The organism is Paenalcaligenes niemegkensis, from assembly GCF_022230885.1.
Taxonomy (GTDB): Bacteria; Pseudomonadota; Gammaproteobacteria; order Burkholderiales; family Burkholderiaceae_B; genus Paenalcaligenes; species Paenalcaligenes niemegkensis.
This window is the reverse complement of sequence record NZ_JAKGCT010000004.1, coordinates 1,366,178-1,381,992: the sequence shown is the minus strand read 5'-3', so window position 1 is coordinate 1,381,992 and position 15,815 is coordinate 1,366,178. Positions and strand designations below refer to the sequence as shown.

At 53.5% G+C, this 15,815-nt stretch carries 13 protein-coding genes and 2 pseudogenes; 8 read left to right on the top strand and 7 right to left on the bottom strand.

All coding sequences use genetic code 11. The annotated features are described in order from the left end of the window. Window positions 1-3 precede the first annotated feature (3 nt). The 4 genes and pseudogenes from L1889_RS10675 (at window position 4) to recQ (ending at window position 4,755) form a co-directional block, all read left to right on the top strand. Window positions 4-195: a hypothetical protein gene (locus L1889_RS10675; RefSeq protein WP_238665107.1), complete on the top strand. Its 192-nt coding sequence runs from the start codon at window positions 4-6 to the stop codon at window positions 193-195. Further along, a complete protein-coding gene (locus tag L1889_RS10670; RefSeq protein WP_238665106.1) occupies window positions 192-1,778 on the top strand; it encodes a ClcB-like voltage-gated chloride channel protein in 1,587 nt (528 codons plus the stop codon). The genes L1889_RS10675 and L1889_RS10670 overlap by 4 nt, the downstream gene beginning before the upstream one ends. Window positions 1,779-1,830: 52 nt before the next feature. Next, window positions 1,831-2,928 carry a fimbria/pilus outer membrane usher protein gene (locus L1889_RS10665; protein ID WP_238665105.1) on the top strand — a complete coding sequence of 366 codons (1,098 nt, stop codon included), beginning with the start codon at window positions 1,831-1,833 and terminating at the stop codon, window positions 2,926-2,928. 4 nt (window positions 2,929-2,932) lie between these two features. Next, window positions 2,933-4,755 (top strand): annotated as a pseudogene (gene recQ / locus L1889_RS10660) (DNA helicase RecQ). A gap of 5 nt (window positions 4,756-4,760) precedes the next feature. On the opposite strand, the gene ruvB reads toward recQ, so the two are convergent. Then, window positions 4,761-5,822, bottom strand: a complete 1,062-nt coding sequence (ruvB, locus tag L1889_RS10655; protein ID WP_238665104.1) for a Holliday junction branch migration DNA helicase RuvB — start codon at window positions 5,820-5,822, stop codon at window positions 4,761-4,763. Between the two features lie 128 nt (window positions 5,823-5,950). On the opposite strand from ruvB, the pseudogene L1889_RS10650 reads away from it, so the two are divergent. After that, a pseudogene (locus L1889_RS10650) lies at window positions 5,951-6,927 on the top strand (threo-3-hydroxy-L-aspartate ammonia-lyase). On the opposite strand, the gene ruvA reads toward L1889_RS10650, so the two are convergent. Genes ruvA through L1889_RS10620 form a run of 6 tightly spaced genes read right to left on the bottom strand, consistent with a single transcriptional unit; the run spans window position 6,904 to window position 12,145 of the window. Then, window positions 6,904-7,485, bottom strand: coding sequence for a Holliday junction branch migration protein RuvA (gene ruvA, locus L1889_RS10645; protein ID WP_238665103.1), 582 nt, complete (start codon window positions 7,483-7,485; stop codon window positions 6,904-6,906). The pseudogene L1889_RS10650 and the gene ruvA overlap by 24 nt on opposite strands. Window positions 7,486-7,495: 10 nt before the next feature. Continuing rightward, window positions 7,496-8,038, bottom strand: a complete 543-nt coding sequence (gene ruvC / locus L1889_RS10640; RefSeq protein ID WP_238665102.1) for a crossover junction endodeoxyribonuclease RuvC — start codon at window positions 8,036-8,038, stop codon at window positions 7,496-7,498. Continuing rightward, on the bottom strand, window positions 8,038-9,630 hold the full coding sequence (gene purH / locus L1889_RS10635) for a bifunctional phosphoribosylaminoimidazolecarboxamide formyltransferase/IMP cyclohydrolase (RefSeq protein WP_238665101.1): 1,593 nt from the start codon (window positions 9,628-9,630) through the stop codon (window positions 8,038-8,040). Before purH ends, ruvC begins: the two co-directional genes overlap by 1 nt. Window positions 9,631-9,657: 27 nt before the next feature. Further along, on the bottom strand, window positions 9,658-9,897 hold the full coding sequence (locus L1889_RS10630; protein ID WP_238665100.1) for a helix-turn-helix domain-containing protein: 240 nt from the start codon (window positions 9,895-9,897) through the stop codon (window positions 9,658-9,660). Between the two features lie 42 nt (window positions 9,898-9,939). Further along, entirely contained in the window at window positions 9,940-10,950 is a 1,011-nt protein-coding gene (gene dusB, locus L1889_RS10625; RefSeq protein ID WP_238665099.1) for a tRNA dihydrouridine synthase DusB, read from the bottom strand. A 40-nt stretch (window positions 10,951-10,990) separates the two neighbouring features. Beyond that, complete coding sequence (locus L1889_RS10620; protein WP_238665098.1) at window positions 10,991-12,145, bottom strand: FAD-dependent monooxygenase; 1,155 nt, start codon at window positions 12,143-12,145, stop codon at window positions 10,991-10,993. A 44-nt stretch (window positions 12,146-12,189) separates the two neighbouring features. Here L1889_RS10620 and L1889_RS10615 point away from each other — a divergent pair, with 44 nt between their 5' ends. The 3 genes from L1889_RS10615 (at window position 12,190) to L1889_RS19425 (ending at window position 15,814) form a co-directional block, all read left to right on the top strand. Further along, window positions 12,190-12,669 (top strand): hypothetical protein, encoded by a 480-nt coding sequence (locus tag L1889_RS10615; protein ID WP_238665097.1) that lies wholly within the window; start codon window positions 12,190-12,192, stop codon window positions 12,667-12,669. A gap of 400 nt (window positions 12,670-13,069) precedes the next feature. Beyond that, window positions 13,070-13,408, top strand: coding sequence for a hypothetical protein (locus L1889_RS10610; protein ID WP_238665096.1), 339 nt, complete (start codon window positions 13,070-13,072; stop codon window positions 13,406-13,408). Between the two features lie 27 nt (window positions 13,409-13,435). Continuing rightward, window positions 13,436-15,814 carry a cytochrome c oxidase assembly protein gene (locus L1889_RS19425; protein WP_505483616.1) on the top strand — a complete coding sequence of 793 codons (2,379 nt, stop codon included), beginning with the start codon at window positions 13,436-13,438 and terminating at the stop codon, window positions 15,812-15,814. Window position 15,815: the final 1 nt, after the last annotated feature.

Sequence of the window (15,815 nt, the reverse complement as noted above, 5' to 3'; positions counted from 1 at the left end):
CCTATGCTAAAACGCTCTATCGGCTCCTTGCGCCGTCGCCTCAAAGGAGTGGGTTGGTTATCCGACACGCCGGCGATGCTGTGCTGGGCGGCGCTTATGGGCGTATTGGGCGCAGCGGTGGTGATTCTCTTTCATGAAGGGATTTATCTCATCCAGTATCTGGCGGTGGGGAAGTCGGTGAGATCACTGACGTGACCCGGGCACTGCCTTGGTATAGCCGCTTGCTGTTTCCCACTGCCGGTGGGCTTATTGCCGGTTTGCTGCTGTGGCTGGCCAGCCGCAAAAAAACCGAAGCAGCTTCCGACTATATGGAGGCGGTTGCCATCGGTGATGGCCGCATGTCATTGCGCCAGGGCCTCTTGCGATCTTTATCCTCATTATTTACGGTGGCGTCAGGCGGCTCCATCGGCCGAGAGGGGGCGATGGTTCATCTATCGTCTTTGGCGGCATCGCTGGTGGGACGTTTTATTTATATTGGTACCGCCCACCTACGTGTACTGGTAGCCTGCGGTGGGGCTGCGGGTGTGGCCGCAGCCTACGGCACACCGCTGGCGGGTGCTATCTTCATTGCGGAAATTGTACTAGGAACCTTGAGTATTCAGAGCCTGGGGCCATTACTGATCGCTGCGGTATCAGCCAATATCACCATGCGCATGATGGGCGATTACCATGCGGTCTATGAAATGATTGATGTGCCGCGTGTTGCTGGTCCTGAAATATGGGTATTCGTGCTTTTGGGAATTATTATCGGAATTATTGCCCCCGGCTTCCTGAAATTAATGACCTTATCCAGGGAGCAGTTTTCCAGAACGGGGATTCCTCTCTGGCTGAGACTGGCCTTGGGCGGTTTTATGCTGGGAATTCTACTCATCATGACACCCGATGTGGCGGGTAATGGCTATAGTGTGGTGTGGTCGTTATTGCACGAGCCCTGGGCTTGGCACGCCATTGTCGCAATCTTGTTTGCCAAGGTTTTGGCAACCGCGCTTACGGTAGGTTCCGGGGCAATAGGTGGTGTTTTTACACCCGCGCTATTTGTGGGGGCGGCTTTTGGCTCTTTGTATGGTCAGCTGTTGCTGCTCGTCTTCCCAGGCATTGGCATACCGGGGTATCTGTTTACATTGGTAGGCATGGGGGCTTTTCTGGGGGCGGCGACAAGCGCACCGTTCATGGCCATTTTGATGATTTTTGAAATGACCCTCAGCTATCAGTTGGTACTGCCTCTGATTGTTGCGAGCGTCATAGCTTACTTTGTCTCCAGAATGCTCGCCGAAGTTTCGATGTATGACGTGATTTTGGTGCGAGAGCGTGATGAGCGCCTGCGCCATACATTACGTAACATGCGGATAAATCAGCTGATTCGACCTGCCGACACCGTTGTGCTGACCACGACGAAAGTCAGTGAGGCGTTACAAATGTTTTTGGAATACCCGGTTAAATACCTATATGTTGTAGATGAAGATAACGTGTATCAGGGTGTCATTGCGCAGCAGGACCTCACCCGCTTATTACTTCATCATGCCGACGCCCAAGAACAGCTGGTGGGCGAGGTCATACGCCTGGATTTCGTCAAGACCCTGGACTCCTCCATGAGTCTGGACGAGGCACAAGGTTATTTTGTGAACTTCCAGGGCGAACGCTTACCTGTACTTAGTTCAGACGAGACTCCTCGTTTAATTGGCGTGGTGTACAAGTCGGCGCTGCTGGAGAAATACTCGGCAATAAAGCGCTCGCTTGATGCCACAGGCGAAGCTATGTTCGATACACGTGCATCGTAATTTGGTAAAAAAGCAACGGTTTGGGGTCTTATCGATGTATGCGCTTGTTGGTATGACTACGGTAATTGGAAGCGGCTTGATTACGCTATTGATGCCTTTCGCCTCAACGCACGCTACTGGAATCCAGCGTCTGGCTCCGGCACAAAGTTTTAGCGTCGATATCCCGCCTGCGCCCAAAGCTGTGCCATTGCCTCCGGTGCCGGGCTTTTTCGATGATTTGATCGAAGAGTCGACTGTGGATTCAACTGATGAGTACGATAGTACCGAGCTGCACACCAGCTTATTGAATGCCGGAGAGACGCTGCGCAGCTTCAGCATCAATCACAAGCAAATGGGGACGGTCAGTCTGAGCGGCGCTTCCAGCGTTCCGCGGGCTAATCAAAGTATAGAAAACTGGGAGTTGGGGAGTGCGGCCTGGCGCTATCAAGGTATGCACAATACCGATGTGCTTATTGGAAACGCAGAGATGGGCACCCCCAATTGGATATCTTCGCCACAACTTGGCGGCGTCCAGATATCGCAACGCTTTTCTGAAAATGACGAACGGTTTCCATGGCGCTATAACCTTTCGGTAGGGGCGCTAGACTACAGTAATAGCAAGGCTGAGGGCGATCTGCAATATGGGCCTACGGCGACAGGTCTATGGGTGGATGCAGATGTGTCCAGTCAGGTGCAGGTAGAAGCCTTGTATGAAACAGCTCCAGCAATGCAGTTGGGCGGTGTAGGAGCCAGGTACCAAACCGAAGAGTGGGGCGCCTGGAGCAGTAGCATTGCGAGAGCTAGCCATAGTTTTGGCAGCGGCTGGCGTTATCAGACACGCTACGACGCAGACATTTCCTCGACCTTGAATGTAGGTGTTGCCAGCGAACGCTACCAGGGAGATTTCGCTGATCTCAGCAGCTATGGCAAAAGCGCCCTGGGTAGCGGTGTCAAGCATGCCGTTGATGCTAATCTGGGCATGGGGCGCTGGGGATCACTGCAAGGGCAGCTGGTTACTCAGCGCAGTCAGTTTGGTACGCCTTCGCAGCAGTTGGGGGTTACCCAACAGTTCTGGTACAGTCCTAATCTTCGCATCGGGTTGCAGGCGCAACGCGAGTTACTTAACGGTGACTACAATATGGTTTTGCGCTTTGCAGTCCCTCTACCCTAAAGACATGTCTAATTCTTCACTCGATATTTTGCAGCAAGTGTTTGGCTACGACTCTTTTCGTGGCAGCCAGCACGAGGTGATCGAGCATGTTATTCAGGGGGCGACGCGTTGGTGCTGATGCCCACCGGTGGAGGAAAATCACTTTGCTACCAGATACCAGCATTGGCGCGTGAAGGTACCGGCGTAGTGATCTCCTCCTTAATCGCCCTGATGCAAGATCAGGTCGATGCCTTAACCGAACTGGGTGTGAAAGCCGCCTATCTGAATTCCACACAAGAGTGGCAGCAGGCTCGCGAAGTCGAGCGGGCCTTTCTTGCTGGCGAGCTGGATCTGCTCTATGTTGCACCGGAGCGTTTGCTAACAGACCGTTGTCTCGATTTACTCTCACGCGCCAAAATTTCTTTGTTTGCAATTGACGAAGCACATTGTGTTTCCCAATGGGGGCACGATTTTCGCCCTGAGTATTTAGGTTTGTCCTATCTGGCAGAGCGCTGGCCCGATGTACCGCGTATTGCCCTGACGGCAACGGCAACCGCTGAAACCCAGGTCGAAATTGCCCAGCGGTTGTCATTGCAAGAGGCCCCGCATTTTGTGGCAAGCTTTGACCGTCCGAATATTTGCTATCGCATTGTAGAAAAGAAAGAAGTCAGACGGCAATTGCTGACCCTGATCAACGAGGAGCATCCGAATGACAGTGGTATTGTGTATTGCCTTTCACGTGCACGCGTCGAAGACACCGCGGCTTTTTTAGTTCGTGAAGGGGTGAATGCGCTAGCCTATCATGCGGGGTTAAAGGCCGAACTGCGTGCTCAGAATCAGGCTCGCTTCTTGCGTGAAGAGGGTGTGGTAATGGTGGCCACGATTGCGTTTGGCATGGGCGTCAACAAGCCTGATGTGCGCTTTGTGGCCCATATTGACTTACCCAAGTCGGTCGAGGGCTATTATCAGGAAACTGGCCGGGCAGGACGTGACGGTGAGCCCGCTACAGCGTGGTTAGCCTATGGCCTGCAAGACGTGGTGCAGTTGCATCGCATGATTAACGACTCTATGGCCGAAGAATTCCATCGGCGCAACCAAGGCCGTCAGTTAGATGCCATGCTGGGGCTGTGTGAAACAGTAAGCTGTCGCCGAACGGGTCTATTGGCTTATTTTGGGCAAGAAACCAACGCTTGCGGTAACTGCGACACGTGCCTGCAACCGCCCGAGTCCTGGGATGGGACAGTGGCGGCACAGAAGCTCATGTCAGCGGTGTATCGGCTTTGGCGCGAGCGGGGCCAGCGATTTGGCGGTGGTCACCTTATCGATATATTGCGCGGCAAGCTGACTGACCGTGTGAAAGAGTATGGTCACGATAGCCTGACGGTATTTGGAGTGGGTGCAGATATTTCCGAGCAAGGGTGGCGGGGAGTATTACGTCAGTTGCTGGCGCAGAACTTGCTCAGCATCGACACCCAGGGTTTTGGCACCTTGGGGCTAACTGAAAGCTCCAGAGAAGTGCTTAAGGGTGAACGTAGTCTGATGTTCAGGCGAGAGACAACCGTTGCAAGCAAGCCTGGTCGCAAGACGGCTGCGCAGCCCGAGCTGCCGCCCGAGGCAAGGGCCCGGTTTCATGCTTTGCGGCAATGGCGTGCTGCCACAGCCAAAGAGCACGGGGTACCCGCTTTTATCATCTTTAATGATGCCACCTTAAGGCAAGTGGCTATTGATATCCCCCAGAACGCTGACGACTTACGTTGCATATCCGGCATTGGCGTGCGTAAGCTTGAGGCGTATGGGGATGCCTTGCTGGAATGCATTGCTAAAGCCAATACTGCAGATGCCTTTTAACAGGTCTATTCGAACAGCGGGCCGCCAGGTTGCGCGGCTGGCTCTAAGCCCAGATGCAGCCAGGTCATCCGTGTGGCGATACGGCCACGAGGCGTACGCTGCAGAAAGCCGTGCTGGATCAGATAGGGCTCGATGACGTCTTCTATAGTGTCACGTTCTTCACCAATGGCAGCGGCCAGGCTGTCAACGCCTACAGGTCCGCCGTCAAAACGGTGAATGATTGCTTCGAGCAGTTTTCTGTCCATGAGATCAAGCCCTTGCGGGTCGACCTCTAGCATGGCCAGCGCATTGCTGGCCGTAAGGGTATTGATAATACCTTCTGCCTTTACGTCGGCGTAATCGCGGACTCGCCGCAATAAGCGATTGGCAATGCGAGGGGTGCCGCGAGCACGCCTGGCTATTTCGAGGGCACCGTCGTCAATGCACTGCACGTTCAATAAGCTGGCACTGCGCTCGACAATATGTTGAAGATCGGCAGTGTTATAGAACTCGAGTCTGGAAACAATACCAAAGCGATCCCGCAAGGGGTTTGTGAGCATACCTGCCCGGGTCGTCGCACCTACCAGCGTGAAGGGCTGGAGGTCAATCTTGACGCTGCGCGCCGCAGGCCCTTCACCAATCATGATATCAATTTGAAAGTCTTCCAGCGCCGGGTAAAGAATTTCTTCGACGACGGGCGAGAGTCTATGTATTTCATCAATGAACAGTACGTCGTTTTTTTCCAGATTGGTCAGAATGGCGGCCAGATCGCCAGGACGTTCCAGGACTGGTCCTGAAGTCTGGCGCAGGTTTACCCCCATTTCGTGGGCCACAATGTGGGCCAGCGTGGTTTTCCCTAAACCGGGAGGGCCGAATAACAGTACATGATCAAGGGCTTCACTACGACCGCGAGCGGCCTGAATAAAGATTTCAAGCTGTTCACGAACACGGTGTTGCCCAACATAGTCGCTTAGGCGTTTAGGCCGTAAGGCGCGCTCTATAGACTCTTCGTTAGGAGAAAGCGGAGATGCATTCACCACACGAGTAGGGGCGCCCAGGCTAGCGAGAGAATCTGAAAGTATGGCCATGTTGCAGTCACTGATTGAATACACAGTATGGTACACCAAGCCAGCCCTCTGCGTGCAGTGTTCGCCAGGGAGCCGCTGATGCATAATAGGAGATTCTCTGTTTAATCCACGCTCGGGATTTATATTGTATGACACAGCAACGTCAACCCGCATATGATGCGATCGAACGCGCTTCACGGCGGTTACATGGGGTAGCGCACCGTACGCCCGTATTGACATCAGCCACCCTAAACCAGCTGTCGGGCGCTGAAATTTATTTTAAGTGTGAGAACTTTCAGCGCATGGGCGCCTTTAAGTTCAGAGGTGGTTTTAATGCAATTTCCTCCCTGAGCCCAGAGCAGCGCCAGCGCGGAATTGTCACTTTCTCCTCGGGTAACCACGCCCAGGCCGTGGCACTGGCCGCTAAGCTTCATGGCATCAGTGCTACCGTCGTAATGCCCAGCAACGCTCCGGCAGCAAAAAAGCCGCAACGCTGGCCTATGGGGCTACCGTCATCGAGTACGACAGGCAAACTGAAGATCGCGAAAAAATCGCGGCCTCATTGGTTGCAGAGCAAGGCTTCAGTTTAATTCCGCCTTTTGCTGACGCTGAGGTGATTGCAGGACAAGGTACTGCTGCTAAAGAGTTGCTTGAGGAGGCAGGGGGCTTGATCTGCTTTTTGTGCCTTTGGGGGCGGGGGCTATTGTCGGGCTCGCTAATTGCCGCGCACGCGTTAGCTCCGGGCTGCAAGGTATACGGAGTAGAGCCCGACGCCGGCAATGATGCTCAGCAGTCACTCCAGAGCGGTAAACTGGTTTCTGTGCAGGCGCCTCAGTCCATCGCTGACGGGGCTTTGACACCATCCCTGGCGCCACTGACCTTCGAGATTATTCAGCAGTTCGCAGCGGGCGTGCTGACGGTTGATGATCAGGCATTAATGAATTTAATGCGATTTTTTGCCGAGCGCATGAAAATGGTGGTGGAGCCTACAGGATGTCTCGGTGCGGCAGCAGCCCTTAGCCAGCAAATAAATATCAGAGGTTTGCGTGTGGGGGTAATTATAAGTGGTGGCAACGTTGATGTTGCCACCTTGGGGCGCTACCTAGCGCTTGGACAAGCTTTGTAAGGCCAGGCGGATGCCGTCCGACACACTGACGTCTTCAGCCAGCTGTTTCAGGGCCTTGTTAGCCTCGGTGCTGTTATAGCCCAATGCCAGCAAGGCGTTCAGGATATCGCTTCGGTCGGTATTGCCAGCACTGAGCACCGTAACGTCACCTGTGTCGGGTTCCAGCTTGCCGCGCAGTTCTAGCAGCAGGCGCTCTGCGGTTTTTTTCCCGATACCAGGAACGCTGGTTAGCAGGGCAGTTTCCTGTTGATTAATTGCCGCTGACAAGTCCTGCACACTTAAACCAGAAAGAATCGATAGTGCAGTACGGGCGCCAATACCGCTTACTTTTATGAGTGTTCTGAACGTGCTGCGTTCGGAGGGCGTAGCAAAACCATACAGAACATGGGCGTCTTCACGTACGCTGAGATGGGTAAACAAACTGACCTTCGAGTTGAGGTCTCCTAAACCATAAAAGGTACTCATCGGCACGTCAATGTCGTAGCCCACGCCATTGACGTCAATGCATACAGAAGGAGGCAGCTTTTCAATAAGTGTGCCGCTAATACGTCCGATCATAGTTTCCTCGTTAGCGTAATACGCGTCCAGCGCGAACACGTAATCCGCTGAAAGTTACGTGGCCACTTTGGGCCAACTGTGCAGACAGGGGCAGGTGATGGGCGTGACAAATGGCACATGCCAGGGCATCAGCTGCATCGGCTGCTGGCGCACCGTTCAGGCGTAATAAATGTTGAACCATGGCCTGAACCTGTTCTTTGTCTGCGTGTCCACGGCCAACAACGGTTTTCTTTACTTGCAAGGCCGTGTATTCATGAACAGGAAGATTGCTGTCGGCTAAGGCGCAGATAGCAGCTCCACGCGCCTGGCCCAGCAGTAATGTGGAATGCGGATTGGCATTCACGAAAACCTGTTCGATCGAGGCTTCGTCAGGGGAGTGCTGGGCGGCCACGTCTCGAACGTTGTCTAATATGACTTTTAAACGTTCGCCCAGGCTAAGCTCAGTCGGGACGACGATGGTGCCGCTGGCAACATACCCCAGAGAGGAACCGGAAACGTCAATAATGCCGAAACCAGTTCGACGCAAGCCGGGATCGATGCCAAGTATACGCATTAGTGGTAGAAGTGACGCGTGCCGGTAAATACCATCACCATATCGCGTTCGTTTGCGGCAGCGATGACTTCGTCGTCGCGGATGCTGCCTCCTGGCTGAATGACCGACGTTGCGCCTGCTTCGGCAACCACATCCAGACCATCGCGGAAAGGAAAGAAAGCATCAGAGGCCACTGCAGAGCCCTGGAGTGTAAGGCCAGCGTTTTCTGCCTTGATCGCTGCGATGCGTGCGGAGTCTACGCGGCTCATTTGTCCGGCCCCTACCCCTAATGTCATGCCGTTAGCGGTAAACACAATGGCGTTCGATTTTACATATTTGGCAACTGACCAGGCAAAAAGCAGATCTTGCATTTGTTGGCTGCTGGGTTGTTTCGCACTCACCACCTTGAAGGCCTCAACGTTGTCGCGGAAGGTATCCGGTGTTTGCACAAGCCAGCCACCGCCTACACGTTTAATGTTGAAATCGTTGTGGGAATTTCCTTCAGGTACCAGCAATACCCGTACATTTTTCTTGAGCGCTAAAATATCCAGTGCCTCGGGAGTGTAGGCAGGCGCAAGCAAAACCTCGAGAAATTGTGCACTGATTGTTTTTGCTGCGGCGGCATCTACCGTTTGATTCAGCGCGATAATGCCGCCGAAAGCCGACGTGGGGTCAGTTTTTAGTGCTTTCAGGTAAGCGGCTTCAGCCGTCTCACCGAGTGCTACACCACAAGGATTGGAATGCTTAACAATGACACACGCTCCGGCGTCGAAACTACGTACGCACTCCCAGGCTGCATCCGCATCGGCGATGTTGTTGTAGGAAAGCTCTTTGCCTTGAAGCTGCTGGTAATTCGCCAGCAAACCTTCAGCAACCTGGCCGTCAGTATAAAAAGCGGCATGCTGATGAGGGTTTTCTCCGTAGCGCAAGGCTTGCGACTGTTTTAGCTGCAAGTTCAAAACAGAAGGCCACTGCTTGCGGGCGGGCGTCTCCAGTTGCGCGGGCTCTGGCTGGCTCAGGCTGCTGAGGTAATTAGCAATGGCTCCGTCATAGGCAGCTGTATGGGCATAAACCTTGGTAGCCAGCTCAAGACGCAAGGCATACGACGTTACGCCGGCAGGGCTGTCAAGATCAGCCAATACACGTGCGTAATCAACAGGGTCTATAACAACCGTGACGCCGCCTTGTTCGGTACCGTGATTTTTTGCTGCGGCACGAAGCATGGCAGGCCCACCGATATCGATATTTTCGACGGCATCGGCAAAATGGCAGTCGGCGCGCGCGATAGTCTCACGAAACGGGTACAGGTTCACGACAAGCAGGTCGATGCGATCAATGCCGTGCTGCTCAATGGTGGCTAAATGCTTTTTGTCATCACGACGGGCTAACAGGCCACCGTGAATCTTAGGGTGCAAGGTTTTAACACGGCCATCAAGGATTTCGGGTGAGCCTGTGTGCTCAGCGACCTCGGTAACTGTCAGGCCTGCTTGTTGCAAAAGTTTGGCAGTGCCACCGGTAGACAGCAGCCGTACTCCGCGTTGGGCAAGGGCTTGGGCGAAATCGACGATACCGGTTTTATCAGAAACCGAGAGCAGAGCGGTCTGGATCTTCATGAGAATAAATGTCGTGTAAGTAAAAAGTTAGGGTTGAATATTATGCGATTGCAGCTTTTTACGCAGGGTGCTTCGAGTAATACCCAGCATTTCTGCCGCTTTTGATTGATTGCCTTGAGTGCGCTCCAGAGCGACCTCAAGTACAGGGCGTTCAACGCAACTGATAACCATCGCGAGCATGTCGCGCGGTTCGGATTCGCCAAGGTCAGCGAAATAGCGTTCAAGGCGATCTCTAACAGATTGCTCTAGTGGATTGATATTAGACATGTTCTTTTAAAAAAATGGCGTAACTAACAGAGATACAGCTGTTTAAGCCGCTACAGGCTCGTGAATAAAAGGCGCGTGGGCGTCTTGCTGTTCGAACCATTGCGATATGGTTTGAAGCTGTTCCTGCGTGCTTTCAATTTGGTTTACCGAGGCTAACCAAGCTTTGGCATCAGGGAGGTGGGCGAAATACCAGCCAATGTGCTTGCGTGCTGTGCGTACACCGGTGAATTCGCCATAAAACGAATAATGGTCTTCGAGGTGGTCCAATAGTAATGCTTGCAACTCGCCAAAAGTAGGCGGAGCAAGATAAGTGCCATGTTGCAGAAAATGGTCGACTTCTCGGAAAATCCAGGGTCGTCCCTGGGCGGCACGACCAATCATTATTGCATCGGCCTGTGTGTACTCTAGTACGTATTTTGCTTTTTCGGGACTATCGATATCCCCATTAGCGATGATTGGGATTTTTACGTTGGCTTTGACTTCTTTAATGTTTTCGTATTCGGCGTTACCCGTGTAAAAATCGCATCGCGTTCTGCCGTGCAGGGTAAGGGCGGCGATACCTGACTCTTGGGCCAGGTGGGCGATACGCAAGGCGTTGATTGAGTCGCGGTCCCAGCCAGTTCGGGTTTTCAGGGTAACAGGTATGCCATATGGCAAGCAGGCCTCGACCACACTTTCAAGTATTTCTGCAATACGGTTTTCGTCGCGCAGCAGAGCTGAACCTGAAACTACATTGCACACTTTCTTGGCAGGGCAGCCCATGTTGATATCAATGATCTTCGCGCCCTTTTCGATATTGAAAATGGCAGCCTCGGCCATCATGCCCGGATCGGATCCCGCAATTTGTACTGATACCGGCGCTGGCTCGCCTTCGTGGTTGATGCGCCTTGAGGTCTTGACGCTATTCCAGAGCCTGGGGTTGCTGGCAGCCATTTCTGATACAGCATGTCCTGCGCCAAGGGCTTTGCAAAGCCGGCGGTAAGGACGATCTGTCACCCCAGCCATGGGAGCAACGAAAACCGCATTGGGAAATGACCAGGAGCCAATATGCATGAGACCACTCATCCCCAATCAAGGGGCATTCCAAAGTAAGTTAGGTACGAGTACCTTGAAGTAAATGCCTAGCCAAGGGTAACCGAGCTATTTCGAGCACATCCATCGCCAATAGGCCAAGCCCGCAGGTATGTTGAACCAGCGGATTGGAAGTAGCAAAAATTCTGGGCAATACGTCGGTGACCGAAGCGGTCAAGCAGCGATCCAGTCGGCGCTTGTTGGCATAAAGCTCAAGTATTGAGCCTACATCAGATTGGGGCATGGCCAACCATGGCCGTAAGGCTTGGCTAAGCTGTGCAGCATCGCGAAGCCCCAAGTTTAACCCCTGACCTGCTACTGGATGCAAGGTTTGGGCTGCGTTCCCGATGGCGACCGTGTGGCGGGCAGGCAACGATGGCCCGGCATACATGCTTAACGGAAAGACGAAACGGTCACCTGCAAGCTTAAGCCTGCCCAGACGCGAACCAAAGGTTTGCAGCAGCTTTGCTTCAAAGTCGGCATTGTTCAAGGCCTCCAGTGTAGCTGTCTTTTCGGGAGGGTTGCACCATACTAAAGCGTAGAGGTCCGAAGCAGAGGGGTGTGGTAGCAGTGCGAATGGCCCATCGCTGGTAAAGCGCTCGTAGGCCCAACCCGTGCGAGGCCTGGAGCTGCGCAAGGTTGCCACCAGGGCATGCTGGTTATAGTCGCGCTGTATGCCTACCGGTTTTGCGCCATCAGAGAGAACTTTAGCCCTGCATGTGATCAGGCCTTCGCTTGTCAGTAAAGGATCGGCCTGTAGCGAAGCATCACCCTGGGGAAGTGCAGTGCTTAACAGGCACACACCGCTGGCTTGCAGCGCCGATCCGAGTGTTTTGAGAAGGGTGTCGTAACCCACTACGCCGCCCAGCCTGTCCACACCAAGTTCTGTTGCCGATATCAGGGTGCGCCCCAGTCGCCCTTTCTGGGACACATGGACCGTTGAGATTGATGCCGCTGCGCCAGGCCACGCAGCTACGCTTTTCAGTAACTGGATGCTGCCGTAATTTAACGCCAAAGCGCGCGGATCCAGTGCCTTACTGGCTTTGCTTGGTGGCGACGGTCTGGCAATCAAGGCAATTCGGTGAGGCGAAGGAGCGTGCCGCGCGAGCAGCAGTGCGAGGGCTGAACCCACAGGGCCGGCACCACAAATGGCAATGTCGAAGTCGGTTTGCGGCATAACGAAAAATAGTCACACGTAAAGTAGGGCGTTTGGGGATTGTAATGGATGCTTCTCGTTGGCATATTGATAACTCTGCACAGGAGGGCGTATATGGCCGAACAGCGAACAGTCTTTCGTTCAAAACTTATTGCTGCACTACTGGCTCTGGTAGGAGGGACCGTGGGCTTGCACCATTGGTATTTGCGACGCCGCTATGCATGGGCGGTATCCCTGGCCGCAGCGGGGCTGATTTTTGGGCATTGCTGGCTGAGCCGTGGTGGGACAGTGTTGCTTTCTGGATTTTAGGTCTGTTTTTCACTGTGGGAGCCGTTGAGTCGGTTTATCTGTGTTTGCGAAAAGACAGTGGCTTTAATCAGAAATATAACGCACACAGTTCCGGCCGCTCCCGGACTGGTATTGCCACAGTACTGCTGGCAATTGCTGCCACACTAGGTGGAGCTTCCATCTCTATGGCGTGGTTGGCGCATGTGGTGTTCAGAAGTTTCCACTACCTGGGCTGGCTCGAGGGACTTAACTACTGACTCCTTATGCCATCTTAAAGGCCGCTGCCGTTATGCCAGCAATGTTGTGGTTTTTCAACGCTCTCACACAAGGCGTAGCGTCTCTTCCTGCCTATCGGGTTGTGTAATTAATGCATGATGGTTAAAATATGGCCACTTCAACTTAAAAAGGACTGTGTGGTGAATCCAGACCCCGGTGAAAGTTTGAGCCAGCATTGGCTGGCAAACTCATAACCAGGCGCGTTCAGGCTTAGGCTAGTCCTACACACAGCTTTCACGCCCTGGTGGTTAAAACCATAGGGCGTGGTTATTGGTCGCGCATTCGTCGCTGACCAGTCATCCCGTCGTACTCCTATTTAGCTTATTGCGATTTTGCAGTAGTGGCGTGCGCATGCGCGTTTATTTAGTAAAGGGGATAGCGATGAAAATCTTCAATCTTTTCTTGCGTCGTGCGGGTGTGCAGCCCGCCATGGTGCGTCCCAGCACTGTTTCGGTTTCACGCTTATCCGTGATTTGTCCACGTAACGATATGGCTGCGGTACGAAAGCGCATCTACACCGGTTTTGAAGCAGCGGGTCTGCGGGTTACCAATTTAAGCGTAGATCACACTGACTCTCATGAAACCGCCAAGGCTTGCGTAACCATTAGCTGTCCTCCTGAAATGCGCTCGGTTCTCATGACTCAGGCCAGGCAGGTGCGAGATTACCCTGAAGTGCTTAATGTACAGTGGGAGCGCCGTCAGCGTAATGCATTAAACTAAGGGCTCGCTGTCTTTTGTGCTTGCTCTATGACTCTGCTTAATTGGCTGACACCCTGGGAATTTTCGCCAACACTCATTCTGATGTTTGTGGTCGGATGCATGTTGTTCTGGCGTGGTACGCGTTGCCATAAGGTTACGCGGCGCAGGCAGTTTCTGTTTTGGTTCGGCGTAGTGATGCTTTATTTGTCGCTACATACGCGTGTTGATTACTACGCCGAGCGTATGTTTTTTATCCACCGTCTGCAGCATCTGGTGCTGCATCATCTGGGGCCCCTGATCGTTATGGCGGCCTATCCAGGTCAAGTAATGCGGGCCGGCCTGCCAATGGCCTGGCGCATCAGGCTACGTGACTTCAGACGCAGCACGTCCGGAATCATTCTCGAAAAAACGCTGACCAACCGCTTCCTGATTCCGTTTTTATTTGTGTTTTTTGTGCTCATTTGGCTATTGCCGACGCCCCAGTTCTACTCAATGATCGATTGGCGCTTATATCGCCTCATGAACTGGTCGGTAGTGATCAGCGGTTTTCTGTATTGGAACTTAATACTCGATAGACGGCCTCATCCTCCTGCAGTGATGTCTGCCGGAGGCAGGATCATCTCGCCTATCATCACTATGGTTCCGCAAATTATCGCTGGAGCGATCATTACCTTCGCTGAATTCGATCTTTATCCCATTTTCGATTTATGTGGCCGGGCAATTACGTCAATGAATGCTCTCGAGGATCAAGCAATGGGCGGCTTGATTATGTGGGTGCTTGCAGGTCTCGTTGAGGCGTTTGGAGTTCTCTATGCTTTGGGTACACTGATGCGGCTGTCATCTAAAAACCGACTGTCTCATCCCGGCAAAAAAATCGACTTCCTGCGCAGCCACAGTCAGGTGTGGCCTCGTTGTAACTTGCCCGGAGAAAGCATGGCTATTTCGGTATCAAAGTTTTTACGGCTTACATTGCTAATGCTGTCGCTAACGACAGCATTACCGCCATCGGCCGGCGCGCAGCCAGTCGGAATTCCTACTATGGGTTCGGCCTCTGGTGCCGAACTCTCTCCATCGCTTGAGCGCACATTGGGCAATGCCATCATGGAGCAGGGCAGGCGTGATCCCACCTATATTGCCGATCCGTCAATTCTGCAATATTTAGGTGATGTGGGTCGCAGGCTTGCCCAATATGCTCCAGATACCCTGCAGCAAGAGATTAATGTGTTTGCTGTGCGCGACCCTTCAGTCAACGCCTTTGCGTTACCTGGAGGCTATATCGGCATTCATAGCGGTTTGATTGTCACGGCGCAGACCGAAGCCGAACTGGCTTCCGTCATTGCTCACGAGATCGGGCACGTATCTCAGCGACACGTAGCGCGCGGTATGACTCAAAGCTCCCAGACAGGCCACATCATGATGGCAGCCCTGGCCGGAGCCTTGCTGGCAGCCTTGTCTGGAAGCGGTGATCTGGCGATGGGTGTGGCAGCCTTCGGGCAGGCTGCAGCGGTCGACCGTCAACTGGGTTTCTCCCGTCAGGCAGAGCAAGAGGCAGACAGGGCGGGTTTTCAGATGCTTCAAAAGGCAGGTTACGATCCGGCTGGCATGGCCGCCATGTTCAAGCGCCTGATGGAGGGCTCCAGGCTCAACCAGGGGCCAGGTAATGTGTACGCCAGCACTCATCCTCTGTCGGTACAGCGCATGGGTGATATTGAAAACCGTATAGGCAGCACTGTCGTTAGCAACCCTCGTCAAGACCCTGAGTTCTGGTACGTAAGGGCGGCGTTAAGAGTGATTCAGGCGCGTGGTGGAATGGCCCTGCAAACTGCAGTCCAGACCTTGACTAGCGATGCTTCAGCCAAAGAGGGTGTAGAACAGTCCGCAGCCTGGTATGGCCTGGCCTATGCCGCATGGCAGCGTAAAGATTATCCCGCAGCCCATGAGGCACTGGAGCAGGCGCGAGGAGAGGGCGTATATGACAATGCAACTCTGGATTCACTGGCTATCAACCTTGCCCACGCTGAGTCGAGGCTAGACGAGGCTGCCAGCCTGGCTAGCGAAGCCTGGAAAGCCTGGCCTAACCATCAGGGCATAGCTTTGGCTTATGTTCAAGTGTTGCAACAGCAGGGAAATGACCAGCAGGCTATCGAGTTTTTGCGTGAGCGTAGCGCACAATGGCCGCAAGTCCCGCGATTTCAGCAATTACTGGCTCAAAGTCTTGAGCGCTTGGGCCAGCCCATCGCTTCGCGTAAGGCCATGGCTGATTACTACGTGATGGTAGGGGCTCTGCCCACCGCCGTAGAACAGCTGCAGCAAGCCCGTAATCGAAGCAGTGATTTTTACGAGCAGTCGCAGCTCGACGTACAAATACGAACGCTACGAGAACGACTCGAGTCTGAGCGTTTATTGCTTGAACGTTTTAGGTCCTGAT

Bases quoted from the DNA above. Each gene is read 5' to 3' on its own strand.
- L1889_RS19425 (WP_505483616.1), top strand. From the start codon at position 13,436: ATGACTCTGCTTAATTGGCTGACACCCTGGGAATTTTCGCCAACACTC.
- dusB (WP_238665099.1), bottom strand. From the start codon at position 10,950: ATGCATATTGGCTCCTGGTCATTTCCCAATGCGGTTTTCGTTGCTCCC.
- L1889_RS10610 (WP_238665096.1), top strand. From the start codon at position 13,070: ATGAAAATCTTCAATCTTTTCTTGCGTCGTGCGGGTGTGCAGCCCGCC.
- L1889_RS10675 (WP_238665107.1), top strand. From the start codon at position 4: ATGCTAAAACGCTCTATCGGCTCCTTGCGCCGTCGCCTCAAAGGAGTG.
- L1889_RS10630 (WP_238665100.1), bottom strand. From the start codon at position 9,897: ATGTCTAATATCAATCCACTAGAGCAATCTGTTAGAGATCGCCTTGAA.
- L1889_RS10665 (WP_238665105.1), top strand. From the start codon at position 1,831: ATGACTACGGTAATTGGAAGCGGCTTGATTACGCTATTGATGCCTTTC.
- ruvB (WP_238665104.1), bottom strand. From the start codon at position 5,822: ATGGCCATACTTTCAGATTCTCTCGCTAGCCTGGGCGCCCCTACTCGT.
- purH (WP_238665101.1), bottom strand. From the start codon at position 9,630: ATGAAGATCCAGACCGCTCTGCTCTCGGTTTCTGATAAAACCGGTATC.
- L1889_RS10615 (WP_238665097.1), top strand. From the start codon at position 12,190: ATGGATGCTTCTCGTTGGCATATTGATAACTCTGCACAGGAGGGCGTA.
- L1889_RS10620 (WP_238665098.1), bottom strand. From the start codon at position 12,145: ATGCCGCAAACCGACTTCGACATTGCCATTTGTGGTGCCGGCCCTGTG.
- ruvC (WP_238665102.1), bottom strand. From the start codon at position 8,038: ATGCGTATACTTGGCATCGATCCCGGCTTGCGTCGAACTGGTTTCGGC.
- ruvA (WP_238665103.1), bottom strand. From the start codon at position 7,485: ATGATCGGACGTATTAGCGGCACACTTATTGAAAAGCTGCCTCCTTCT.